This window comes from Angustibacter sp. McL0619, from assembly GCF_049994355.1.
Classification (GTDB): domain Bacteria; phylum Actinomycetota; class Actinomycetes; order Actinomycetales; family Angustibacteraceae; genus Angustibacter.
In genome coordinates this window covers 3939245-3960850 of sequence record NZ_CP188257.1, presented here as the reverse complement: position 1 = coordinate 3960850, position 21606 = coordinate 3939245, and the positions used below count along the sequence as shown (strand labels likewise).

The window sequence follows — 21606 nt, the reverse complement described above, 5'->3', positions numbered from 1 at the left end:
CGTCACTTCCCGCAGGTGGCCAGCGGCACCTCGGCGCCGCCGAACCGGTTGTCGCGGGCGACGGCGGAGACCAGCTCGCGCCCGCTCGTCGTGTTCTCCCCGCCGACGCCCCAGCCGCCGGCCTTGAACGAGTTCTCCCCGGCGTTGGCGCTCAACGCGTCTCCTGTCGTGTCGTAGACGTAGGTCGCTTCGAAGCCATCGGCGTCCAGCCGCGCCTGCAGCGGCGCCCACCGGTCGGTCAACCCGCTGATCCCACCGTCCAAGGGGATGTCGGCCACCTTGGCGTGCACGCTGCCGGCGTCGATGCCGTAGGTGATGAAGAAGCTGTCGAACGCGGCGCGGTTGTCGGCGTCGCGCAGGTCCAGGGTCGTCGTCTCCAGCGTGATCGTGCCGCTGTCCGCGGTCGCCTTGCCGCCGCCCTTGACCGTGCCGCCGATCTTCGGCGGGTTCACGCCGATCCCCGCCTTGGTGCGGGTCTCGTGCGAGAGCACGAGCATCTTCGGATCCCCGTTCTCGTCGAACACGACCTGGTAGCTCACGGTCTGACCGTAGGCGCCGTTCAGGTTCAGGATCGGCGGGATGTCGGGGGTGCCCTGTCGGGGGTCGCCCGGGATGCCCAGGGTGACGTCGCCCTTGAGGTCGAACTGGGCCGAGCCCATGAAGCTGCTGCTCGACTTGTCCGGGCCGTCCTGGTTGAGCGAGACCACCGCAGTGCCCTTGACCTGGCCGTTGACCTCGCCGTTCGCCTTGACGATCCCGCCGTCCAGGGTGACGCCGGCGTTGCCCTGCAGGCTCAGCGAGACCTGCACGGCGTCCGGCGTACCGGCCGCCTGGGCCCGCTCCTTGGCGGCCTTCTCCTCGTCCGAGGGGCCGAAGCCCAGCTCGCCGGTGGCCCAGTCCCAGCCGTCGCTGATCGCGTTGCCGGCCTGGTTCGCACCCTCGCGGATGGTCTGCGCGCCGGGGACGACGATGTCGATCGCCTGGTTCGCGCCGTCGCGGCGGTCGTCCAGGAAGCCCTGGGCCGCGTGCTTGCCGCCGTAGCCGGCAGGGAAGTTGTAGACGTAGCCGAGGTCGCCGTTGGCGGTGATCCGAGCCTTGGCGTCCGCGCCCTTGCCCGTGGTGGACTTCGCGGCCTCCAGGCCGATCCCGCTGCCTTGGGTGAGGGTCACACTCGCCGTGCCATCGGCGTTGGTCTTGATCTGGTCGGTGTCCTTGCGCTCGCCGCGCACGAACTCCACGTTGACGTTGTAGCCCAGCGTGCGGTCGGTCTGCTTGAAGACACAGGGAATCTTGAGGTCCTTGGCGCGGGCGTCCGGGCCGAGGTTCGCGCAGCTGCCGCCCATGGCCTCGCAGATCTTCGCCATGATCGCGTAGCCGACCGGGCTGACCAGGGTGACGAAGGTCAGCAGCAGGGCGACGACGACGAAGATGACCCCGGCGTACTCGACGGTGGCGGCGCCGTCGTCCCCCCTGCGAAGCCTCATCGGTCCCCCCTCGCCAAGCCCACTGAACCCGTGGGCGGGTCATCGCTCGGCCACGATCCTTTCGGCCAGGCGGCGAGGCGTGGAGGGTCTCAGGGCCCCTTCTCGGACCTCGAAATCGGTCCGGGCGCGCGGTCCCTGACGGGTCGGCCGACTAGGTCGAAAGACCCTGCGATCGTCCAGCCTGGATCCGGTGCCAGGTTCGGCCGATGGGAGGCAACAGCTGGAAGAGGGCGAGCACGGCGAACACCAGCGTGTTCAGGCCGACGAAAAGGCTCAGCGCCTCGAACCACGTGGTCTGCAGCACCGAGGACGGCAGCGGATTCCACCGGGCGCCGATCGCGGTCAACGCGAGCAGGGGCACTGCGGCTGCTGCGACTGGTGCCGGTCGGGGCACGTAGTTCCAGCCGGCCTTGCGCCCGGAGGCGATCTGCAGCAACGAGGTCACGAAGGTCGCCTGCAGGAACAGCGAGTACCCGACCTCGATGACGAGCGGAACCGCGATCGCCCGGCCGCGCCAGCCGGCCCGCCACGCGGTGACCACCCGCTCCACCAGGAACAGCAGACCGATCCCTACCCAGAGGATCGACCAGCGGAAGCCGTCCGCGGCCAGCAGGGCGATGGTCATCAGCGCCAGGTAGGAGTTGAGCGCGATGACGCCGTAGCCGAGCGCGAGCTGCTGCCCCCAGTAGAGCGAGGTGGTCCGGGTCAGCCCGTACGCGCCGACGTTCTCCAGCGCGCCGCGTTGCCAGCGCAGCCGCTGGCGCCACAGGTCGCGCCAGGTCGGCATCACCTCGGTGGTGACCAGGCACGGTCGCGGCGAGACCATCCGGGCACCCAGGGTCTTCAGGGCCAGCGTGAGCTCGTTGTCCTCGGTCAGGGCGAGGGTGTCGTAGACCTGGCCCGGCGTTCCGGGGATCAGGCTGCCGCGGTTGTCCGCCACCGCCCGCAACGCATACCCGCGAAACAGCGACCCGGTGCCGGTCATCACGAAGACGCGGCCTTCCCGGCGACCGATGACGCGCTGGTAGCGGGCGTACTCGTTGCGCTGCAGCTGCCCGATCACCCCGCCGCCGTCCTCACCGCCGAACAGGCCGCCGACCGCCATCAGGTCGGGGTCGTCCTCCAGCTTCGCGAGCCCGGTCGCCAGGAAGTCCGCACTGATGGTGGAGTCGGCGTCCATCACCATGACGACGTCACCGGCATCCGTGTCCGGCAGCAGCGTGGCGAGCACCTGGTTCAGGGCGCCGGCCTTCTTCTGGGTGTTGTCGACCGTCTCGACCACCTCGACGCCGTGCTCCCGCGCGATCCGCACCGTCCCGTCCGTGCAGTTGTCGGCGATGACGACGACGCGGTCCGGCGGCCTGGTCTGCCGTGCCAGGGAGATCAGCGTCTGGGCCAGGACCGCCTCCTCGTCGTGCGCCGGGACGAGCACCGTGCACCGCAGGGTGGTCTGCGCCTCGGCCGTGGCGGGGATGCCCGACTCCGGCCAGGGCGGCGGCAGGTTGATCTGCAGGGCCCGCACCAGGGACTGGCCCAGGACGCGTCGGCGCATCCGGGCCGCCCGGGCCGGCAGCGGGTCAGGAATCCGGCGGTCGCGGGCGAGCACTCGCATCGCGGTCGCCGTCTGCAGTGCGGCCAGCCCCACGAAGTACGCGGACAGCGCCAGACCCAGACCGAGCGCGGCCACCGGGTTCGGCGCCCGGATCTGCACGTCGACCGGCAGGAGCGCCTGACCCGCGCGCAGTGGCGGCTCCGGGACGACGGGCGGCTGGTCGGAGGCCAACGCCCACCCGGCGAGGAGCAGCAGCACGGCAGACAGGAGCAGCAGGCCGGCGGTCACCCAGCCCAGCCTCGAGGCCCGTCGCTGCCAGCTCAGCTGCTGCCCTCGCATCGAAACCTCGCGACCCTGCTCGCCTGCGGACCAGCCGGCGCCGGCCCAGTGCTCAGAGTGCCACTCCGGCAGCTAGCCGGGTGCGATCTTGAGTCGGCACCCGACTCGCACGCCCCACTCGGCCAGCCGGCCGGCGCCGGTCTCGACCGTGTCGCGGGCACGCAGTCGAATCCGGGTCATCCCCCAGGTGGGGCGCAGGGTGGCGACGTGCAGGACGACGCCGTCGCGGTCCAGGACGGCGACGTCGATGGGGTAGCGCATGCCGACCATGTGCACGCTCGGGCACTTGGTGATCCACAGCGCGCCCTCGACGGCGGAGGTCTTGAGCAGGCCCTTGCGGCGCTCGGCGGCGGTCCGGGCCACGGCGAGGGCGGCGACCGGCGTGCCGTCGACGAGCAGGACGTCCTGCCCCGGCCCGAACACGGGCAGCTCAGCGCCGGCCACGGCTCGGGGTCAGATCTTCAGGCCGTGCTTGGCGAGCCAGGGCTGCGGGTCGACGGGGCCGCCGCCGTCCGGGTGGATCTCGAGGTGCAGGTGCGGGCCGGTGGAGTGGCCGGTATTGCCGACCTCGCCGATCTTCTCACCGGGGTCGACCTTCTGGCCGACCTTGACGTCGATCTGGAACATGTGGCCGTACCAGCTGACCGTGCCGTCCCAGTGCCGGATCTCGACCTTGTTGCCGTAGCCGCTCTGCTGTCCGGCGAAGACCACCGTGCCGGACGACAGCGCGCCGATCCGGCTGCCGATCGGTGCGGCCAGGTCGTCCCCCGCGTGCAGCTTGCCCCAGCGCGCACCGAAGTCGGAGGTGAAACGGAAGTCCTGCACCGGCATGACCCAGCGGTGCGCCATCGCGAGCGCCTTGCGACGCTTGGCCTCGATCGCCTGGCGGGCCTCGGCGCGGCTGGTCCGGGCGGCTGCCTCGGTGCGCGCCTCGCGGGCCTGGGCGAGCATGACCGACTGCGCCTCGCGCTCGCGCAGCCCGACGACCTGCTGGCTGCCGGTGGCGCTGTCGCTGCCCTGCGCGTGCGTGAGCGGGCCCGAGTCGTTCGCGTTGGCCGTCGCCGACCCGGCCAGGCCGGGGATCACGGCTGCGCCGGTCGCGGTCAGGGTCAGCGCGGCCGCAGCGGCGCCGGGCACGGCGGCGGAGCGAGGCTTGACCTCGGCGCGGTGTCGGCCACGGTGCCGACCGGCGTATCGGGATCGTTTGGGCAAAGCGGGACCTCGTGTCGTGGCGCGGAGCAGGGGCCTCACGACCATACGTTGGTTACCGCGCGTGATCAAGTCCATGATCAACTAGCACGGACGAGCGCTCGCGAGGACCATCGGACGCCGCGCGGCGCTGCGCACCGTCACCGGTGCCCGCGCGGCGGGCCGGCAGTGGGGAGACGCCGGCCTGCAAGGTGCTGCCGTCGACGTCCAGCTGCGCGAGCTCGGTGCAGACGCCGTGCACGACCCGCAGGTCGATCGGCAGCGACATGTGGCCGACCCGCCGGACCAGCTCGTTGCGCGCCGAGAGGTCCGGGTGGACCAGCCTGGCGTTGCGCTGCGGGACGATCAGCTGGTCCAGGTCCGACCAGTAGGCGACGAACCGGGTCCGGCAGCCGGGACTCGGCTCGTCGAGCTCGGCGAGGACGTCGCTGCCAGGGCGCAGCTGGCGCCCGAGCCGGGCCGGCAGCAGGTACGCCGCTTTGGTCCCGGCGTGCGGCGAGCCCAGGGTCACCAGCGTGTGCACCCGCTGGTCGCCGTCCAGCCGTTGCACGTAGTACCGGGCGATCAGCCCGCCCAGGCTGTGCCCGACCACGTGGATCCGCTCGTAGCCGGTCTCGCCTGTGATCTGCTCCACCGCCTCGGCCAGCCGCCGTGCGGCCGTGCGGATATCGGTGGTCAGCGGCGAGTAGTTGATGGAGTGCACGCGGCCGAAGCCGCGGCGCAGCAGGCCGCGGCGCAGCAGCGTGAAGATGGAGCGGTTGTCGACCAGGCCGTGCACCAGCAGGATCGGCGTGCCGGCGGCCTCGACGTCACCGATCAGCAGGCCACGCTGCACCGGCGGCAGGTGGCCGACGCCGTACTGGCGGTGCTCGGGGTCGCTGCGTTCGGACGGCGAGAGCACCCCGAGCGGGTACAGCGCCAGGTGGGTGGCCAGCCAGGCCCCCTCGATGACCGCACCGCGCACGCCGGACGGCGAGAGCAGGGTGCGCGCTCCCAGCGAAACCATGGCCGAGGTCGCGCGGGCCCGGCGTACGGTGCTGCGGCACGCGGCGTCCCGGCCCGACGGGGATGGCGTTGCGGCGGCGGCACTGCTCACGGGGCGGGACGTTACCCGCAGGTAGTGCCCGCCGCAGGCCGACGCGTCGGTCATGACCGAATCGTTGTCGGGCTAGGCTTCCCAGCGCAGCCCGGCGATGGCGCCGGCCAGCCCCGTGACCCAGGAGGTCTCGTCGCAATGAGCAGCAGCGCACCGGTCCGCGTCGTCGTCGCCAAGCCCGGACTGGACGGCCACGACCGTGGAGCGAAGGTCGTCGCGCGAGCGCTGCGTGACGCGGGCATGGAGGTCGTCTACACCGGCCTGCACCAGACGCCGGAGCAGATCGTCGAAGCGGCGATCGCCGAGGACGCCGACGTGGTCGGCCTGTCGGTGCTGTCCGGCGCGCACATGACGCTGTTCGCCAAGGTGATCGCGCTGCTCAAGGAGCGCGACGCGGAGGACATCGTGGTCTTCGGCGGCGGGATCATCCCCGAGGCCGACATCCCCGAGCTGGAGAAGCTCGGGGTGGCGAAGGTGTTCACCCCCGGCGCGACCATGGAGTCGATCGTCACCTGGGTCCGGGAGAACGTCCCCACCGACTGACCGCCCCACCCACCCCCACCCACCCCCCGCCCCCCAGTTCTCCACTTGGGATGGGTTGTCGGGGTCTCCGGGGCCCGTGAGGCCCCGACAACCCATCCCAAGTGGAGGACGCGGGTGCGGGACGACGGTGGGGGACCGCCGTCGTGCGGCTGCCCGGCACAGGGCTAGGCTCGCCAGCGGCCCTGTCGGCCGCCCTGGTGGGGTGTGTCCGCGGCCGCAAAGACCCGACGACGACGTCACCGGAAGGCGAGAGACCCGTGGACCTGTTCGAGTACCAGGCGCGCGACATGTTCGCTCAGCACGGGGTTCCCGTGCTCGATGCAGCGGTTGCCGACACCCCTGAGGACGCCCGCGCGGGCGCCGAGCGGATCGGCGGCGGCACCGTCGTCGTCAAGGCTCAGGTCAAGACCGGTGGCCGCGGCAAGGCCGGTGGCGTCAAGCTCGCGCACAGCCCGGACGAGGCGGCCGAGAAGGCCGCCGAGATCCTCGGCATGGACATCAAGGGGCACACGGTCAACACCGTGATGATCGCCCAGGGCGCCAAGATCGCCGAGGAGTACTACTTCTCCGTCCTGCTGGACCGCGCCAACCGCTCTTTGCTCGCGATGGCGAGCAAGGAGGGCGGCATGGAGATCGAGGTGCTGGCGGTCGAGCGCCCCGAGGCGCTGGCCCGGGTCGCGGTCGACCCGATCGATGGCATCGACGAGGCCAAGGCCCGCGAGATCGTCGACGCCGCCGGCTTCGACGATGACGTCAAGGACGCGATCGCCGACGTCATCCAGAGGCTGTGGCTGGTCTACCGCGAGGAGGACGCGACGCTCGTCGAGGTCAACCCGCTGGTCAAGACTGAGGACGGCAAGATCATCGCCCTGGACGGCAAGGTCTCGCTCGACGAGAACGCCGACTTCCGCCATCCCGCGCACGAGGCCCTCGAGGACACCGCGGCCGCCGACCCGCTGGAGGCGCAGGCCAAGGCCAAGGGCCTGAACTACGTGAAGCTGGACGGCGAGGTCGGCATCATCGGCAACGGTGCCGGGCTCGTGATGAGCACGCTGGACGTCGTCGCCTATGCCGGTGAGGCGCTGTCGTCGGACTCAGGCGGTAGCGTCAAGCCGGCCAACTTCCTTGACATCGGCGGTGGCGCCTCCGCCGAGGTGATGGCCAACGGGCTGCACATCATCCTGGGCGACCCGCAGGTCAAGAGCGTCTTCGTCAACGTTTTCGGCGGCATCACGGCCTGCGACGCGGTGGCCGACGGCATCGTGCACGCCTTGCAGATCCTCGGCGACGAGGCGACCAAGCCCCTCGTCGTCCGGCTCGACGGCAACAACGTCGTCGAAGGACGGCGCATCCTCAGCGAGGCGAACCACCCGCTCGTCACGCTGGTCGACACCATGGACGGCGCCGCCCGCAAGGCGGCCGAGCTCGCGGCCGCGAAGTAAGGGACGGACCACACTCATGGCAATCTTCCTGACCGAGAACAGCAAGGTCATCGTGCAGGGCATGACCGGGTCCGAGGGGCGCAAGCACACCCAGCGGATGCTGGCCAGCGGCACCAACATCGTCGGCGGCGTCACCCCCGGCAAGGGCGGCGAGAGCGTCACGTTCTCGATCGACGGAGCCGACGGCGGCGTCCAGGTCCCGGTGTTCGGCTCCGTCGGCGAGGCCGTCGAGGCCACGGGCGCCGACGTGACCGTCATCTTCGTGCCGGCCAAGTTCACCAAGGCCGCGGTCGTCGAGGCCGTGGACGCCGGCATCCCGCTCGCCGTGTGCATCACCGAGGGCGTCGCGGTCAAGGACACCGCGGAGTTCTTCACCTACGCCCAGCGCTCCGGCAAGACCCGGCTGATCGGGCCGAACTGCCCTGGGCTGATCAGCCCCGGCAAGTCCAACGCGGGCATCATCCCGGCCGACATCAGCGGCCCCGGCCGGGTCGGCCTGGTCTCCAAGTCGGGCACGCTGACCTACCAGATGATGTACGAGCTGCGGGACTTCGGCTTCTCGTCCGCGGTCGGCATCGGCGGGGACCCGATCATCGGCACGACGCACATCGACGCGCTCGAAGCCTTCGAGAACGACCCCGAGACCGATGCCATCGTGATGATCGGTGAGATCGGCGGCGACGCCGAGGAGCGCGCGGCCGCCTACATCAAGGAGCACGTGACCAAGCCGGTGGTCGGCTACGTCGCGGGCTTCACCGCCCCCGAGGGCAAGACGATGGGCCACGCCGGCGCCATCGTGTCCGGCTCGTCAGGCACTGCGCAGGCCAAGAAGGAGGCCCTCGAGGCCGCTGGCGTGAAGGTCGGCAAGACGCCGTCCGAGACCGCCCAGCTGATGCGGGAGATCATGGCCTCGTTGACGCCGGCCAGCTGACCACCCTCACGTGTACGTGGGGTCGGTCGGTGCGGCCAGCCGCCGGCGGCGGGTCAGCCCCAGGTCGGTCAGCCCGAGGACGAGGGTGGCCGCGATGAAGCCCAGCGTCACCACCACGGAGGTCGTCAGCGCGGACGGGTAGCTGCCGCCGCCGGCCAGCACGGCGAAGAACACCGAACCGATCACCGCCTGTCCAACGGCTGACCCGATCCGCTGCGAGGTCTGCAGGACGCCCCCGGCGGCGCCGCCCATCCGCGGGTCGACGTCCGCGAGGGAGAGCGCCTGGTTGGGGGTGATGATGCCGCCCGCGCCGATGCCGAGCAGCAGCAGCGGCAGCGCGAGCTCCAACGAGACCTGGAGCGGGTCGGCGGACGGCGCGGCGGACGAGACCACCAGCGCGATCGCCAACGCCCCGGCCGCGAAGAAGCCGAGCGCCACGATGACCAGCGGCCGGCCGAACCGCGGCACCAGCCGCCCGGCCAGTGGCGCCGCCGTCGCGGACCCGACGGCGAAGGCTGTCACGGCCAGCCCGGACTGCAGGGCCGTGAAGCCCAGCCCGAGCTGGAAGTACAGCGCGAGCACCAGGGGCAGGCCGGTGAAGCCGGCGAAGAACAGCAGGGCCAGCAGCACGCCGACCGTGTACGACGGACGACGGAACAGCCGAAGGTCGACCAGCGGGTCACTGCGCGTCCGGGTCAGTCGCCACTCGCGGCGCAGGAAGGCCGCCGCCAGCGGCACGGCCGGGACCAGCAGCCAGAACAGCCGGGCATCGCGCACCGTGTCGTATTGCACCGTGGGGAACAGCACGCACAGCGTGGTGAGCCCGAGCAGCGCCGCGCCGAGGATGTCCAGGCGCGGCGGGGGTCCGTGCCGGGCGTCCCGTGCCGGCAGCCAGCGACGGGCCAGCACCATCGCGGTCAGTCCGATCGGCACGTTGATGAAGAAGACCAGCCGCCAGCCCAGCTGTGGCCCGCCGATGCCGATCAGCAGCCCGCCGACCAGCGGCCCGATCGCGGTCGCGGTGCCCACGGTGGCGCCGATCGCACCGAAGGCCCGCCCTCGCTCGGCCCCGCTGAACAGCTGCTGCACGATCCCGGAGACCTGAGGGTTGATCAGGCCGCCGAACAGGCCCTGCACGACGCGAGCCACGATGAGCAGGGTCGGGTCCGGTGAGATCCCGACGACCGCGCTGGTCACCACGAAGCCGCCGACGCCGACCAGGAACATCCGCCGGCGTCCGCGGTCGTCGCCGAGCCGCCCGCCGAGCACCGGCACCAGGCTGAACGCCAGCACGTAGCCGGTGACGATCCACTGCAGCTGGGACGACGACGCGTTGGTCGCCCGGCCGATCGACGGCAGCGCCACGTTCGTCACGCTGACGTCGATCAGCGTGGCGAAGAGCGCGAGCTGGCAGACAGCCAGCGCCCGCCACCGGTTCGGGGCGGCAGGCGTCATGCGGCCAGTCTGCCGCTCTACTGCTCGGCCGCCCAGCGCAGCTGCTCGCGGGCCTCGCCGCCGAGCCGGCGCATCGTCGCGAAGCTGACCTGCGAGCCCTCGAGCTTGCGCAGCGCGATCGAGCTGACGGCGTCGCCCTCGCGGGCCAGCACGACCCACTCGATCGACTTCGAGCTGCTCGGCGTCCCGAAGTCGGTCGTCGTCCGGTACACCCGCACCGAGCCGGTGGCGTCGTCCACGCGGCCGTCGTGGTCCTCGACGACGCTCGCGTTGGGTACCGGCGCGGTCTCGCCGGCCGGCAGCGTCCCGGCCTGGGTCCGGGCGGCGGACCGCATCCGGCCCTGGCAGCCGGGCAGGTCGGCGGCGAGCTGCATGGCAAAGGTCTTGGCCGCGGCGGGCGAGCGGAGCAGCCGGACCTTCTGCGTCCCGACGAACAGTCCGGCCCGCTCCTGCGCCTGGACGACCGCAACGTCCCCGGTGAGCTGCACGTCCGGGTCGCAGTCGAAGTACTGGGTGGTGCCCTCCTGCTCCTTCAGTGCGATCGACTCGATCGGCCGACCGTGGTCGAGGTCCGGGCCGCGCCACAGCTGTCCGGGCAGGAAGTACGCCGCCGGGACGTGGCCGACGCCGCTCGGCCGGACCGTGATGACCGGTCGTGCGGTGGCGATCGGGGACGGCGAGCCGGACGTCGGCGCGCTCGGTGTCGGGTTCGCAGTGGTCGCCGCCTGCGACGCCGTGCTGCTGGTGGCCAGCGGGGTGGTCCGCGGGCGTCCCGGGCCCTGGGCCAGCCCGACACCGACCGCGAGGACGGCGACGGCGGCCACCGCGGTCACCGCACCGGCCGCCGTCCGTCGGCGCTGGCGCCGGTCGCCGCGCGTCCGGGCCGCGCCCGCGCCGGGCAGCCCGACCTGCTCGACGTCGTCGCGCAGCGAGTCCAGGGCGTCGTGCAGTCGGTCAGGAACCATGTTCGGACTCCCGGACGTCGACGGCCGGGTCGGCGGCAACGTCGAGCGGGCCGATCACCTCGGCCAGCGCGGCGCGGCCGCGGTGCAGCCGCGCCTTGACGGTGCCCTCGGGGGCGCCGGTCTCGACCGCGACCTGCGCGACGGACAGCCCGACGAGGTGGTACAGCACCACGGCCTCGCGCTGGGCCTGCGGGATCCGGCGGAGCGCGCCGATTAGCAGCGGGTGGTTCTCGCTGGGGGCGTCGGTGACCGGCTCGCCGCGTTGGCGCAGCAGGTGCCGCGCACTGACCACGGTGCGCCGCCAGCGGGACACCGCGATCCGCCGGGCGACCGTGCGGACCCAGCCCTCCGGGTCGTCCAGGTCCGCCACCCTGGACCAGCGCTGCCACGCGCGGGCATAGGCCTCCTGGGCGCAGTCCTGCGCCTCGGCCAGGTTGCCGGTCATCGCGTACACGTGGTGCACCACGCGACGGCTCGTCGTCCGGTAGAAGTCGTCGAACGACTCCTGGGCCCGGTCCGCGCCCACGTGGTACCTCCGTCCGGTTCGTCCATGCCCATCATCACGCGCGGGCACGGCGGATGGTTGCATTCGACGCCGTTCGGCTGCGACACCCCGACATCCCTGCTGGTCCGACGAAGCGGCTGCCTGGCCAGCGACGATGGTCCGGACATGAGCCTCCTGGACCGCCTGCGCCCCGACACCGTGCCCACCCGATCGCCGCGCGGTGCCGACGCCCGTGCCGAACAGGTCACCGTGCTGACCATCGGGTTCGCGACCGGGGTCGGTACCGCGGCCGTGTCCTGGCTGGTGGTCGCGCTGCCCGTGCTGCTGGCCTGGGCGACGTCCGCTCAGGCCAGCGCCTCCTGGGGCCAGGCCGTCCGGGTGGCCACCGACCTGTGGCTGGGGGTGCACCGGGTCCCGGTCGACGTCCCGGGTGGTTCGTTCGCGCTGGCTCCGCTGGGGCTGACCCTGGTGCCGGTCTGGCTGTGCTGGGTGGCCGGCCGTCGGCTCGGGGCGAGCGCAGCGGCCCGCGCGCCGCGGGGCAAGGACGCGCCGCCGCCGTCGGTGCGGACGTCGGTCGTCGGCCTGGCTGTGGGGTACGCCGTGGTGCTGGGGCTGGGAGCGCTCGCCGCCCGGTCCGCCGAGCTGCGTCCGCACCTGGGCTGGGCGCTCGCAGCCGGGTTCGTGCTGGCGCTGGTCAGCGGCGGGCTCGGCGCCTACCGGGGGCTGGGGGAGCCGCTGGTCGACCTGCTCGCGGTCGCCCTACGGCTGCCGGACCGGTTCGTGACCCTGCTGCGGGGCGCGGCGATGGCGGCGGCCGCGCTGGTGGCCTGCGGTGCGCTGCTGCTGACCGCGACCGTGGCCGTGCACCTGGACCGGGTGATCGCGCTGCATCACGCGCTGGACCCGGGCACCGTCGGTGGCGGTGTGCTGACGCTCGGCGAGGTCGCGCTGATGCCGAACGGAGCTTTGTGGTGCGTGGCGTTCCTGGCCGGGCCGGGGGTGTCGCTCGGCACCTCGACGCTGGTCTCCGCCGGCGGGTCCAGCCTGGGTCTGCTGCCGCTGGTGCCGGTGCTGGGTGCCGTCCCGGCACCTGGTCCGTTCCCTGCCGCGCTGTGGGCCGTGGTGCTGGTGCCGGTCGTCGTCGGCATCCTGCTCGGCTGGTGGGTGGCAGCTCGTGGCCCCGGGCTGGACCGGCGCCTGGGCTCGGCGGCTCGGGTCGTCGACGCCCTGTCAGCCGCACTGCTGGCCGCTGCGACGCTGACCGTGCTGATGTGGCTGAGCGGTGGATCGGCCGGGCCCGGGGTGCTCTCGGACGTCGGGCCATCGGCCTGGCGGGTCGGCCTGGCGCTGGCCGGCGAGCTCGGCGCAGGTGCCGCGCTCGGTGCCTGGGTGACGTCCCGTCGAGGGTGAGTCCTCGCCGCCGGATACTCTCGTCGTCCGTGACCTCGGATCTCGACCCACGCGGCCCAGCACGGCTCGTGGTGCTCGTCTCGGGCGCAGGCACAAACCTTCAGGCACTGCTGGACGCCTGCCAGGACCCGGCGTACGGCGCCCAGGTGGTCGCCGTCGGCGCGGACCGGCCCGGCATCGAGGGCCTGGCCCGCGCCGAGCGCGCCGGCGTGCCGACGTTCGTGCGACGGGTCGCGGACGCCGAGGACCGGTCCACCTGGGACGCCGAGATCACCGACCTCGTCGACGCTCACGAGCCGGACCTGGTCGTCTCGGCCGGCTTCATGAAGCTGGCCGGGCCGGCGTTCCTGGCCCGCTTCGGCGGCCGCTACGTCAACACCCACCCGGCGCTGCTGCCCTCGTTCCCCGGCATGCACGGCGCCGCCGACGCCCTCGCGCACGGGGTCAAGGTGACCGGTGCGACGCTGTTCCTGGTGGACGACGGTGTCGACACCGGGGCGATCATCGCCCAGCGCGCGGTCGAGGTCGCGGACGACGACGACGTCGAGTCCCTGCACGAACGCATCAAGAAAGTCGAGCGCGCCATGCTCGTCGACGTCGTGGGCCGGATGGCCCGCGACGGCTGGACCGTCCGCGACAGAAGGGTCACCATCCCGTGAGCGAGCCCACCCAGAACGGCCGGCGTGAGATCCGCCGCGCCCTGGTCTCGGTGTACGACAAGACCGGCCTCGAGGAGCTCGCGGTGGCGCTGCACGCGGCCGGCGTCGCCATCGTCTCGACCGGCTCGACGGCGGCCCGGATCGCCTCGACCGGCGTCCCGGTGACCCAGGTCGAGCAGCTCACCGGCTTTCCCGAGTGCCTGGACGGACGGGTGAAGACGTTGCACCCCAAGGTGCATGCGGGCATCCTCGCCGACCGGCGCAACGCCGACCACGAGCGCCAGCTGGACGAGCTGGGCATCGAGCCGTTCGACCTGGTGGTCAGCAACCTGTACCCGTTCCGGCAGACCGTGGCCTCCGGTGCCGGGATGGACGACGTGGTCGAGCAGATCGACATCGGCGGGCCGTCGATGGTGCGGGCGGCCGCGAAGAACCACGCCAGCGTCGCCATCGTCACCGATCCCGCCGACTACCCGCAGGTGGTGCAGGCGTTGCAGGACGGCGGTTTCGACCTCGCGGCGCGCCGCCGGCTGGCCGCGCGGGCCTTCGCGCACACCGCGTCCTACGACAAGGCCGTCGCGCAGTGGTGCGCCCAGGAGCTGGTCGACGACCCGCAGTGGTGGCCGTCGTACGCCGGGCTGGCGCTGGAGCGTGCGGCGACCCTGCGCTACGGCGAGAACCCGCACCAGAGGGCCGCGCTGTACGTGGACGCCGACGCCGCGCCGGGGATCGCGCAGGCGACCCCGTTGCACGGCAAGGAGATGTCGTACAACAACTACGTGGACGCCGACGCCGCGCTCAGGTCGGCCTTCGACTTCGACCAGCCGGCGGTGGCGATCATCAAGCACGCCAACCCCTGTGGCATCGCGGTCGGCGACGACATCGCGCAGGCGCACCGCAAGGCGCACGCCTGCGACCCGGTGTCGGCCTACGGCGGCGTGGTGGCGGCGAACCGTCCGGTGTCGCTGGCAATGGCCGAGCAGCTGGCCGACGTCTTCACCGAGGTGGTCGTCGCACCGTCCTTCGACGCCGACGCCTACGAGCTGCTCACCCGGAAGAAGAACGTGCGGCTGCTCGAGTTGCCGGACGGCTACGGCCGCGACAGCGTCGAGCTGCGCCAGGTCAGCGGCGGCGTCCTGGTGCAGACCAGCGACCGGATCGACGCAGTGCTCACCGGCGAGGACGGCGCGCCCACCGGCGGGGACGACCCGTCGTCCTGGACGCTAGCCGCCGGTCCGGCGGCGGACGAGGCCGTGCTGGCCGACCTCGCGTTCGCCTGGCGTGCGGTGCGCGCGGTGAAGTCAAACGCGATCCTGCTGGCTGCGGACGGCGCGAGCGTGGGCGTGGGCATGGGGCAGGTCAACCGGGTCGACTCCTGCCGGCTGGCGGTGGAGCGGGCCGGAGCCGACCGGGCCCGCGGTGCGGTTGCGGCGTCCGACGCGTTCTTCCCGTTCGCGGACGGACCGCAGGTGCTGATCGACGCCGGTGTGCAGGCGATCGTGCAGCCCGGTGGCTCGATCCGCGACGGCGAGGTGATCGAGGCGGCCAACGCTGCCGGGGTCACGGTCTACCTGACCGGCACCCGGCACTTCGCACACTGAGCGCGCTCGCAGCGCCGGTGCGGCCGCGGGTCAGTCGGGGTGGGCGGCCCGGTAGTCGGCCTGCGCCTGCTGGTAGATCCGCTGCATCACCGGGTCGGCCGATGCGCCTGGGCGCCGGTTCGCCCGGTATGCGGCGGCGTCCGCGTGCCTCTCGGCCAGGGTCGACTCGACCTGCTCGCTGAGGTCCGGGAAGTCGCTCAGCACGAAGTTGGGGAACGCGTCGACCAGCAGCCGCGCAGCACGCCCGGCTCGAGCGACCCGGCCGACCTGGTGCAGCGCGTTGCCGGTGTACGGCCACCACACGTGCAGGGCGTCGCCGCTGATCGTCACGGCACTGTCGGCCGGCACGGCGTCCAGCGCCAGCGCCATCACGGCGGGGGTGAGCAGGGCGGCGGTGGCGCGCAGGTCTGACCCGTGCAGCGTGTAGCGGCGGGCCACGTCGACCGACTCGGTGGGCCAGGCCGTCCCGGGGTCGTCGGCGCCGCGCAGCGAGCGCGGCAGCCAGGCCATCGGCGGCAGGGCGGTGCCCGGCATCCGCACCAGCGCTCCGGCCCAGCGCGGACGGTCGGGCTGCCGCCCGATCGTGGCCAGCGACCCGAGCGCCCAGCCGGCCAGCATCGTGACGGCGTCCTGGTTGACCGCGGCGCCGTCCCCGCGGTCCAGCGACGGTTCGGCCGACGTGACGGACAGCAGTCCCAGCGGCGCGACGTCGTCCGGCGAGCCGCTCAGCCGTCCGACCCACTGCAGCTGGCGGGCCGCGCCCTTGGCGTCGCCGAGCCGCCACGGGTGCAGCCGGGGCAGCGTCGCGACGGTGCGCAGCAGGCTGGCCTGGGCCCACAGCTCGTCCAGCGGCCGGACCCGGTGCCAGACGCCGGCCCAGCAGGGCGACTCGTCCGGCGCGGGTACCGCGGGGCAGTCCACCATTCCCCCCCATCGGCGGTCTGCCGATCCGGCTTGAGCGCAGAGCGTCGAGCAGGCCCGCACAGACGGCAAACAGTTGCGTGAAAGGATGCGGCCATGGTGGCGCGTGTGCTCGACGGTAAGGCGACCCTGGCTCAGATCAAGGGCGAGCTGAGGGTCCGCGTGGACGACCTGCGGGCCCGCGGGGTGGTGCCCGGGCTGGGCACCGTGCTGGTCGGCGACGACCCCGGCAGCCGCTGGTACGTGAACGCCAAGCACCGCGACTGCGCCGAGATCGGCATCGCCAGCATCCAGCGCGAGCTGCCCGCCAGCGCCACCCAGGCCGAGGTCGAGGCGGTGGTCGACGAGCTGAACGCCGACCCGGACTGCACCGCGTTCCTGGTGCAGCAGCCGACCGGGCTGGACGAGTTCGCCATCCTGGCCCGGGTCGACCCGGTCAAGGACGTGGACGGGCTGCACCCGATGAACCTCGGCTGGCTCGCCCTCGGCAAGGCCGCGCCCACGCCCTGCACGCCGACCGGCATCATCGAGCTGCTCCGTCGGCACGGCGTGCAGATCGCCGGCGCCGAGGTCGTGGTGGTCGGCCGCGGGATCACCGTCGGCCGCCCGCTCGGGCTGATGCTGACCCGGCGCAGCGAGAACGCCACGGTCACGTTGTGCCACACCGGAACCCGCGACCTCGCCGGCGCGCTGCGCCGCGCTGACATCGTGGTCGCTGCGGCCGGAGTGCCCGACCTGGTCACCGCCGACATGATCAAGCCCGGTGCCGCTGTCCTGGACGTCGGCGTGAGCCGCGTCGAGGGCCCGGACGGCCGCTCGAGGGTGGCCGGGGACGTCGCCGCCGACGTCGCGGACGTCGCGGGCTGGGTCAGCCCGAACCCCGGCGGGGTCGGGCCGATGACCCGCGCGATGCTGCTGTCCAACGTGGTCGACGCGGCCGAGCGAGCCGCCAAGGAGTCCACCTCGTGAGGACGCCGCGGCTGCTCGGGCCGTGGCTGCTGCTCCCGTTCGGAGTGGCCGCGGCCGTAGCAGCCGTGGTCGCTGACCAGCTGCGGGCCGGCGGCTACCTGCTGGCCGCCACGCTCGGCGCCGTCGCCCTGCTGCGGGTGGTGCTGCCGGCGCGGGCGGCGGGAGCGCTGGTCGTTCGCTCCCGCCCCGCCGACGTCCTGATGCTGGTGTGCGTGGCGTTCGCGGCGGCCGCGCTGGCCGCCACGATCAAGCTCATCGCCTGAGCCGAGCTGAGCCGAGCCGAACCGAGCCTCAGCCGATCAGGCCGAGCGCCTTGACGGCGTCGCGCTCCTCGACCAGCTCGGCCGCGGTCGCGTCCATCTTGGCGCGCGAGAAGTCGTCGATCTCCAGGCCCTGGACGATCTCCCAGTCACCGTTCTTCGTGACCACGGGGTAGGAGTAGATCAGGCCCTCGGGCACGCCGTAGGAGCCGTCGGAGACGACGGCCATCGACACCCAGTCGCCTTCCGGCGAGCCCTTGAGCCAGTCGCGACCGGCGTCGATCGTGGCCGACGCGGCGGACGCGGCGGACGAGGACCCGCGGGCCTCGATGATCGCGGCGCCGCGCTTGGCGACGGTCGGGATGAACGTGTCGGCGATCCAGGCCTGGTCGTTGACCACCTCGGCGGCGTTCTGGCCGTTGATCTGCGCGTGGAAGATATCGGTGTACTGGGTCGCCGAGTGGTTGCCCCAGATGGTCAGCTTCTTGATCTCGCTGACCGTGACGCCGGCCTTCTTGGCCAGCTGGGACAGGCCCCGGTTGTGGTCCAGCCGAGTCAGTGCGGAGAAGCGCTCGCGGGGGATGTCGGGGGCGTTGCTCATCGCGATCAGGGCGTTGGTGTTGGCCGGGTTGCCGGTGACGCCGACCCGGACGTCGTCTGCCGCCACCTTGTTCAGCGCCTTGCCCTGGGCGGTGAAGATCGCGCCGTTGGCCTCGAGCAGGTCGCCACGCTCCATGCCCTTGGTGCGCGGGCGGGCGCCGACCAGCAGGGCGAGGTTCACGCCGTCGAAGATGGTCTCGGCGTCGTCGCCGATCTCGACCTTGGACAGTAGCGGGAACGCGCAGTCGTCCAGCTCCATGACGACGCCCTCGAGCGCGCCGAGCGCAGGGGTGATCTCCAGCAGCCTCAGCTCGACCGGGGTGTCGGGGCCTAGCAGCGCACCGCTCGCGATGCGGAACAGCAGGCTGTAGCCGATCTGGCCGGCGGCTCCGGTGACGGCGACCTTGACGGGGGTGGGGCTCACGACAGGCTCCTCAGGACGACGGTTCTGGCGCGTCGAGCCTAGTCGGCTCGATAGCGTCAGGCCCCGTGAGGGTCGAGCCTGCGGCGGTCAGCGCCGTGCACGTCTATCCGGTGAAGTCGCTGGGCGGCGGCGCGGTCGAGCGAGCACGGGTCGAGCTCGCCGGGCTGCGCCACGACCGGCGGTGGATGGTCGTCGACCCGCACGGCGAGGTGGTGACCGCCCGCGAATGGCACGTGCTGCTCTCGATCACCGCAAGCGCCACCACGGACGGCCTCACCCTGACCGCCGACGGCCGCGAGCCGATCGTGGTCGCTGAGCCCGCCGGACCGCCCGACGTCGAGGTGGGACTGTCCCGGCTGGACCGCGCGACGTCCGCCGGGCCGCGGGCCGACGCCTGGGTCAGCGACCTGCTCGGCGAGCCCGCGCGGCTGGTGTGGCTGGACGACCCGGCCCGGCGTCCCGTCGGCACCAACCACGGTGGTTCGGGCACCGACCCGCTCACCCTGGCCGACGCCGGTCCGCTGTTGCTGACCACCACGGCGTCGCTGCGCCAGCTGAACAGCTGGGTGGCGGCCGAGCGCGCGGAGCGGGGCGAGCCGGCGTCCGACCCGTTGACGATGCTCCGGTTCCGGCCGAACGTGGTGGTGGACGGCGACCTCGAGCCCTTCGTCGAGGACCGCTGGCAGCGGGTGCGGATCGGCGACCTCGAGTACCGCTTCGCCGAGCACTGCGACCGCTGCGTGATGACCACCCTCGACCCGTCGACGCAGCAGGGCGGGAAGGAGCCGCTGCGCACCCTGGCCCGCTACCGCCGGTGGGACCACAAGGTCTGGTTCGGCGTCCGCCTCATCCCGCTGGCGCAGGGATGGCTGGCGGTGGGCGACGCGGTGGAGCCGATCGCCTAGGTCTGCCGGTTGTTCAGCCGGTCGTTCAGCCGGGCGAACAGCTCGTCGACGCGCTCGGCGTCGTCGTCCAGGCCGTCGCGATGGGCCAGGTCGTCTTGCTCGTCCGGCACCCGGACGACGTAGTACACGACCTGGGTGAGGTCGCGCTGGTCGGCGTCGTCCAGGTCCTGCCAGCGGTCCAGCAGGGCGTCCAGGCGGACGTCCAGGCTGGTCACCTTGCCGATGTCCGGACGCGATCCGTCGTTCTGCGCGGGCGCGGCCATCAGCAGGGCGCGGTGCGTCTGCAGGGACTGCCGCAGCAGGTCGGGGTCGGCGGCGTTCTCCAGCACGGAAGCTCCCAGGGTCGCGGTGCAGCCGAGTCTGCCCCCACCAGAGGTCCGCACGCCAGAGCGGGCGCGCCTACCCTGGGACGACCATGCGCCGTGCCCTACCTTCTCCGCTGCCGCGCCGGCACGGGCTGGAGCCCGCCGAGCTGCGGCTGCCGGACGACGGCCAGTGGCCGACCCTGCTGGACTACCTGCGCGCGCGCTTGCCCTGGGCGCAGCCCGGTCGGCTGGAGGCGATGCTGGACGACGGCGAGGTGGTCGACCGCGACGGACCGCTCGGGCGGCACACCCCGTACCGGCCGGGGACCTCGATCTGGTTCCACCGCGACCTGCCGGACGAGGCGCCGGTGCCATTCGAGATCGACGTGCTGTACCGCGACGACGACCTCCTGGTGGTGGACAAGCCGCACTTCCTGGCCACGATCCCGCGCGGACGGCACGTGCTGCAGACCGCGCTGGTCCGGCTGCGCACCGAGCTCGACCTGCCGGCCCTCAGCCCGGCGCACCGGCTGGACCGGATCACCGCCGGAGTGGTGCTGTTCGTCGTCCGGCCCGAGCTGCGCGGCGCGTACCAGTCGCTGTTCGAGCACCGGTCGGTGCGCAAGGTCTACGAGGCGGTCGCGCCGTTCGACCCGGCCGTCGAGCTGCCGGTCGAGCGGGTCAGCCGGATCGTCAAGGAGCGCGGGGTCTTCGCGGCGCAGGAGCTGCCCGGCGAGCCGAACAGCAGCACCCGGATCGAGCTCGTCGAGCAGCGCGGCGAGCTGGGACGGTACCGGCTGCTGCCGGTGACCGGGCGCACCCACCAGCTGCGGCTGCACCTGTGCGCGCTCGGCCTGCCCATCCTCGGCGACCCGCTGTACCCGGTGGTGCTGGACCGGGCGGTGGACGACTGGTCGCGTCCGCTGCAGCTGCTGGCCCGCTCGCTGGAGTTCACCGACCCGCTCAGCGGACAGGCCCGCCGGTTCGAGAGCCGGCGGTCGCTGCAGGCGTGGACGGCGTACGGCGAGTGGCTCGGCGCGGTGCCCGAGGTGGGGTCCGGCGCACTCAGCTGACGTCGGCCACCGCCACCCGTCCGTTGCGCAGCGAGCCGCGCTGGGTGACCGGCATGGCCAGCTGCTCGGCGAGCGTCAGCAGGTCGTCGTCCCGTCGGACGACGAGGCCGTGGTCGGCCAGCAGCCTCGCCATGGTCTGCGCCGACCAGGACGAGCGACGGGGTTCTCCTGCAAGGGGATCGGGGCTGCCGGCCAGTCGGGACACGGCACGCAACAGGAGTCGACCGAGGGCCGCGCCGACGCCCGGCTCCTGGTAGTTCACCACCAGGCGGCTGCCGGCGGCCGACCGCCGGGCCAGCACGTCCGCGGTGGCGGTGACCTCGGCCCGGGTCAGGTACGGGACGACGCCCTCCCACACCCAGGTGGTCGGTGCCGCCCCGTTGTGCCCGGCCCCGTGCAGCGCGGCGTCCAGGTCGTCGTGGGTGAAGTCGACCGGCACGAGCTCGAGGCGTCCGGCCAGGACGGGCGCGTCGCCGGCCCGCTCGCGCTTGTCACTCTGGGACGCCGGGTGGTCGACCTCGAAGAGGGTGGCGCGGGACAGTTCGGGCATCCGCCACGCGCGGGTGTCCAGCCCGGCGCCGAGGTCGACGACCTGGTCGTGCGGGCGCCCGCGAACCGCGTCGTCGATGGCGACGGTGCGCGGCACCACCACGTCGGCGCACGCCCGGACCTGTTCGTACGCCGTCCGCTGCCGCCAGTCGCTCGGAGGGTCGGCTCGGCGGACCTGCTCGACGACCCGAACCTCGTCCGGCGTGAGGAAGCGCTCGGCGACCGGATCGGTGAAGCGGTCCGGGACCAGTCTCCCGTGCGCGGCCGCTCGCCCCTGGCAGACCAGTACCGCCGTCCGGCTGGCTGTCGATGCCTGTTTCATCCCGCTATCTTCACGCCCGACACCCGGCACTGGCACGTCGGCGTCGTTGCAGATATCTTGACGTCAAGCAATCAGTTCAGAGGAGAG

22 protein-coding genes are annotated in these 21606 nt (G+C 72.7%); 10 read left to right on the top strand and 12 right to left on the bottom strand.

Going from position 1 to position 21606, the window contains the following annotated elements; translation table 11 throughout:
• Nucleotides 1–2: 2 nt before the first annotated feature.
• From ACPPVT_RS18405 to ACPPVT_RS18385, 5 genes are all read right to left on the bottom strand, one after another.
• Complete coding sequence (locus tag ACPPVT_RS18405) at nt 3–1484, bottom strand: hypothetical protein (protein ID WP_426562808.1); 1482 nt, start codon at nt 1482–1484, stop codon at nt 3–5.
• A 151-nt stretch (nt 1485–1635) separates the two neighbouring features.
• Nucleotides 1636–3375, bottom strand: coding sequence for a glycosyltransferase family 2 protein (locus ACPPVT_RS18400; RefSeq protein WP_426562806.1), 1740 nt, complete (start codon nt 3373–3375; stop codon nt 1636–1638).
• Nucleotides 3376–3447: 72 nt separating this feature from the next.
• Complete coding sequence (locus ACPPVT_RS18395; protein ID WP_426562804.1) at nt 3448–3819, bottom strand: DUF192 domain-containing protein; 372 nt, start codon at nt 3817–3819, stop codon at nt 3448–3450.
• A gap of 9 nt (nt 3820–3828) precedes the next feature.
• On the bottom strand, nt 3829–4587 hold the full coding sequence (locus ACPPVT_RS18390; protein WP_426562802.1) for a M23 family metallopeptidase: 759 nt from the start codon (nt 4585–4587) through the stop codon (nt 3829–3831).
• A 52-nt stretch (nt 4588–4639) separates the two neighbouring features.
• Complete coding sequence (locus ACPPVT_RS18385) at nt 4640–5680, bottom strand: alpha/beta fold hydrolase (protein WP_426562800.1); 1041 nt, start codon at nt 5678–5680, stop codon at nt 4640–4642.
• Between the two features lie 138 nt (nt 5681–5818).
• On the opposite strand from ACPPVT_RS18385, the gene ACPPVT_RS18380 reads away from it, so the two are divergent.
• The 3 genes from ACPPVT_RS18380 to sucD all read left to right on the top strand — a co-directional run bounded on the left by ACPPVT_RS18380 (nt 5819) and on the right by sucD (nt 8596).
• Complete coding sequence (locus ACPPVT_RS18380) at nt 5819–6223, top strand: cobalamin B12-binding domain-containing protein (protein WP_426562798.1); 405 nt, start codon at nt 5819–5821, stop codon at nt 6221–6223.
• A 257-nt stretch (nt 6224–6480) separates the two neighbouring features.
• Entirely contained in the window at nt 6481–7665 is a 1185-nt protein-coding gene (gene sucC, locus ACPPVT_RS18375; protein ID WP_426562796.1) for an ADP-forming succinate--CoA ligase subunit beta, read from the top strand.
• 16 nt (nt 7666–7681) lie between these two features.
• Complete coding sequence (sucD, locus tag ACPPVT_RS18370) at nt 7682–8596, top strand: succinate--CoA ligase subunit alpha (RefSeq protein WP_426562794.1); 915 nt, start codon at nt 7682–7684, stop codon at nt 8594–8596.
• Between the two features lie 6 nt (nt 8597–8602).
• Here sucD and ACPPVT_RS18365 read toward each other — a convergent pair whose 3' ends face one another.
• Genes ACPPVT_RS18365 through ACPPVT_RS18355 form a run of 3 tightly spaced genes read right to left on the bottom strand, consistent with a single transcriptional unit; the run spans nt 8603 to nt 11542 of the window.
• Complete coding sequence (locus tag ACPPVT_RS18365; protein ID WP_426562792.1) at nt 8603–10051, bottom strand: MFS transporter; 1449 nt, start codon at nt 10049–10051, stop codon at nt 8603–8605.
• A 17-nt stretch (nt 10052–10068) separates the two neighbouring features.
• Nucleotides 10069–11016, bottom strand: a complete 948-nt coding sequence (locus ACPPVT_RS18360) for a hypothetical protein (protein WP_426562790.1) — start codon at nt 11014–11016, stop codon at nt 10069–10071.
• Nucleotides 11006–11542 (bottom strand): SigE family RNA polymerase sigma factor, encoded by a 537-nt coding sequence (locus ACPPVT_RS18355; protein WP_426562788.1) that lies wholly within the window; start codon nt 11540–11542, stop codon nt 11006–11008. The genes ACPPVT_RS18360 and ACPPVT_RS18355 overlap by 11 nt, the downstream gene beginning before the upstream one ends.
• 24 nt (nt 11543–11566) lie before the next feature.
• Between ACPPVT_RS18355 and ACPPVT_RS18350 the strand changes: the two genes are divergently transcribed.
• From ACPPVT_RS18350 to purH, 3 genes are read left to right on the top strand one after another with little or no spacing between them, the layout of a single operon-like run.
• Nucleotides 11567–12931: a DUF6350 family protein gene (locus ACPPVT_RS18350; protein ID WP_426562786.1), complete on the top strand. Its 1365-nt coding sequence runs from the start codon at nt 11567–11569 to the stop codon at nt 12929–12931.
• Nucleotides 12932–12960: 29 nt separating this feature from the next.
• Nucleotides 12961–13590, top strand: a complete 630-nt coding sequence (purN, locus tag ACPPVT_RS18345; RefSeq protein WP_426562784.1) for a phosphoribosylglycinamide formyltransferase — start codon at nt 12961–12963, stop codon at nt 13588–13590.
• Nucleotides 13587–15191 (top strand): bifunctional phosphoribosylaminoimidazolecarboxamide formyltransferase/IMP cyclohydrolase, encoded by a 1605-nt coding sequence (gene purH / locus ACPPVT_RS18340; RefSeq protein WP_426562782.1) that lies wholly within the window; start codon nt 13587–13589, stop codon nt 15189–15191. The genes purN and purH overlap by 4 nt, the downstream gene beginning before the upstream one ends.
• A 30-nt stretch (nt 15192–15221) precedes the next feature.
• Here purH and ACPPVT_RS18335 read toward each other — a convergent pair whose 3' ends face one another.
• Complete coding sequence (locus ACPPVT_RS18335) at nt 15222–16115, bottom strand: hypothetical protein (RefSeq protein ID WP_426562780.1); 894 nt, start codon at nt 16113–16115, stop codon at nt 15222–15224.
• A gap of 93 nt (nt 16116–16208) precedes the next feature.
• On the opposite strand from ACPPVT_RS18335, the gene ACPPVT_RS18330 reads away from it, so the two are divergent.
• Nucleotides 16209–17081 (top strand): bifunctional methylenetetrahydrofolate dehydrogenase/methenyltetrahydrofolate cyclohydrolase, encoded by an 873-nt coding sequence (locus ACPPVT_RS18330; RefSeq protein ID WP_426562778.1) that lies wholly within the window; start codon nt 16209–16211, stop codon nt 17079–17081.
• The gene (locus tag ACPPVT_RS18325; RefSeq protein ID WP_426562776.1) at nt 17078–17344 is read left to right on the top strand and encodes a DUF3017 domain-containing protein; all 267 of its coding nucleotides are present in this window, start codon (nt 17078–17080) and stop codon (nt 17342–17344) included. The genes ACPPVT_RS18330 and ACPPVT_RS18325 overlap by 4 nt, the downstream gene beginning before the upstream one ends.
• A gap of 28 nt (nt 17345–17372) precedes the next feature.
• Here ACPPVT_RS18325 and ACPPVT_RS18320 read toward each other — a convergent pair whose 3' ends face one another.
• Complete coding sequence (locus ACPPVT_RS18320; protein WP_426562774.1) at nt 17373–18365, bottom strand: malate dehydrogenase; 993 nt, start codon at nt 18363–18365, stop codon at nt 17373–17375.
• A 65-nt stretch (nt 18366–18430) separates the two neighbouring features.
• Between ACPPVT_RS18320 and ACPPVT_RS18315 the strand changes: the two genes are divergently transcribed.
• Entirely contained in the window at nt 18431–19270 is an 840-nt protein-coding gene (locus ACPPVT_RS18315; protein ID WP_426562772.1) for an MOSC domain-containing protein, read from the top strand.
• On the opposite strand, the gene ACPPVT_RS18310 is transcribed toward ACPPVT_RS18315, so the two are convergent.
• The gene (locus tag ACPPVT_RS18310) at nt 19267–19599 is read right to left on the bottom strand and encodes a hypothetical protein (protein WP_426562770.1); all 333 of its coding nucleotides are present in this window, start codon (nt 19597–19599) and stop codon (nt 19267–19269) included. The two genes, ACPPVT_RS18315 and ACPPVT_RS18310, sit on opposite strands and share 4 nt — an antisense overlap.
• 86 nt (nt 19600–19685) lie before the next feature.
• Between ACPPVT_RS18310 and ACPPVT_RS18305 the strand changes: the two genes are divergently transcribed.
• Entirely contained in the window at nt 19686–20648 is a 963-nt protein-coding gene (locus tag ACPPVT_RS18305; protein ID WP_426562768.1) for an RluA family pseudouridine synthase, read from the top strand.
• Here ACPPVT_RS18305 and ACPPVT_RS18300 read toward each other — a convergent pair.
• Complete coding sequence (locus ACPPVT_RS18300; RefSeq protein WP_426562766.1) at nt 20641–21519, bottom strand: class I SAM-dependent methyltransferase; 879 nt, start codon at nt 21517–21519, stop codon at nt 20641–20643. The genes ACPPVT_RS18305 and ACPPVT_RS18300 overlap by 8 nt on opposite strands.
• Between the last annotated feature and the right edge of the window lie 87 nt (nt 21520–21606).

Bases quoted from the DNA above. Each gene is read 5' to 3' on its own strand.
- ACPPVT_RS18405 (WP_426562808.1), bottom strand. From the start codon at position 1,484: ATGAGGCTTCGCAGGGGGGACGACGGCGCCGCCACCGTCGAGTACGCC.
- ACPPVT_RS18400 (WP_426562806.1), bottom strand. From the start codon at position 3,375: ATGCGAGGGCAGCAGCTGAGCTGGCAGCGACGGGCCTCGAGGCTGGGC.
- ACPPVT_RS18380 (WP_426562798.1), top strand. From the start codon at position 5,819: ATGAGCAGCAGCGCACCGGTCCGCGTCGTCGTCGCCAAGCCCGGACTG.
- sucD (WP_426562794.1), top strand. From the start codon at position 7,682: ATGGCAATCTTCCTGACCGAGAACAGCAAGGTCATCGTGCAGGGCATG.
- ACPPVT_RS18365 (WP_426562792.1), bottom strand. From the start codon at position 10,051: ATGACGCCTGCCGCCCCGAACCGGTGGCGGGCGCTGGCTGTCTGCCAG.
- ACPPVT_RS18360 (WP_426562790.1), bottom strand. From the start codon at position 11,016: ATGGTTCCTGACCGACTGCACGACGCCCTGGACTCGCTGCGCGACGAC.
- ACPPVT_RS18350 (WP_426562786.1), top strand. From the start codon at position 11,567: ATGCCCATCATCACGCGCGGGCACGGCGGATGGTTGCATTCGACGCCG.
- ACPPVT_RS18335 (WP_426562780.1), bottom strand. From the start codon at position 16,115: ATGGTGGACTGCCCCGCGGTACCCGCGCCGGACGAGTCGCCCTGCTGG.
- ACPPVT_RS18330 (WP_426562778.1), top strand. From the start codon at position 16,209: ATGGTGGCGCGTGTGCTCGACGGTAAGGCGACCCTGGCTCAGATCAAG.
- ACPPVT_RS18305 (WP_426562768.1), top strand. From the start codon at position 19,686: ATGCGCCGTGCCCTACCTTCTCCGCTGCCGCGCCGGCACGGGCTGGAG.
- ACPPVT_RS18300 (WP_426562766.1), bottom strand. From the start codon at position 21,519: ATGAAACAGGCATCGACAGCCAGCCGGACGGCGGTACTGGTCTGCCAG.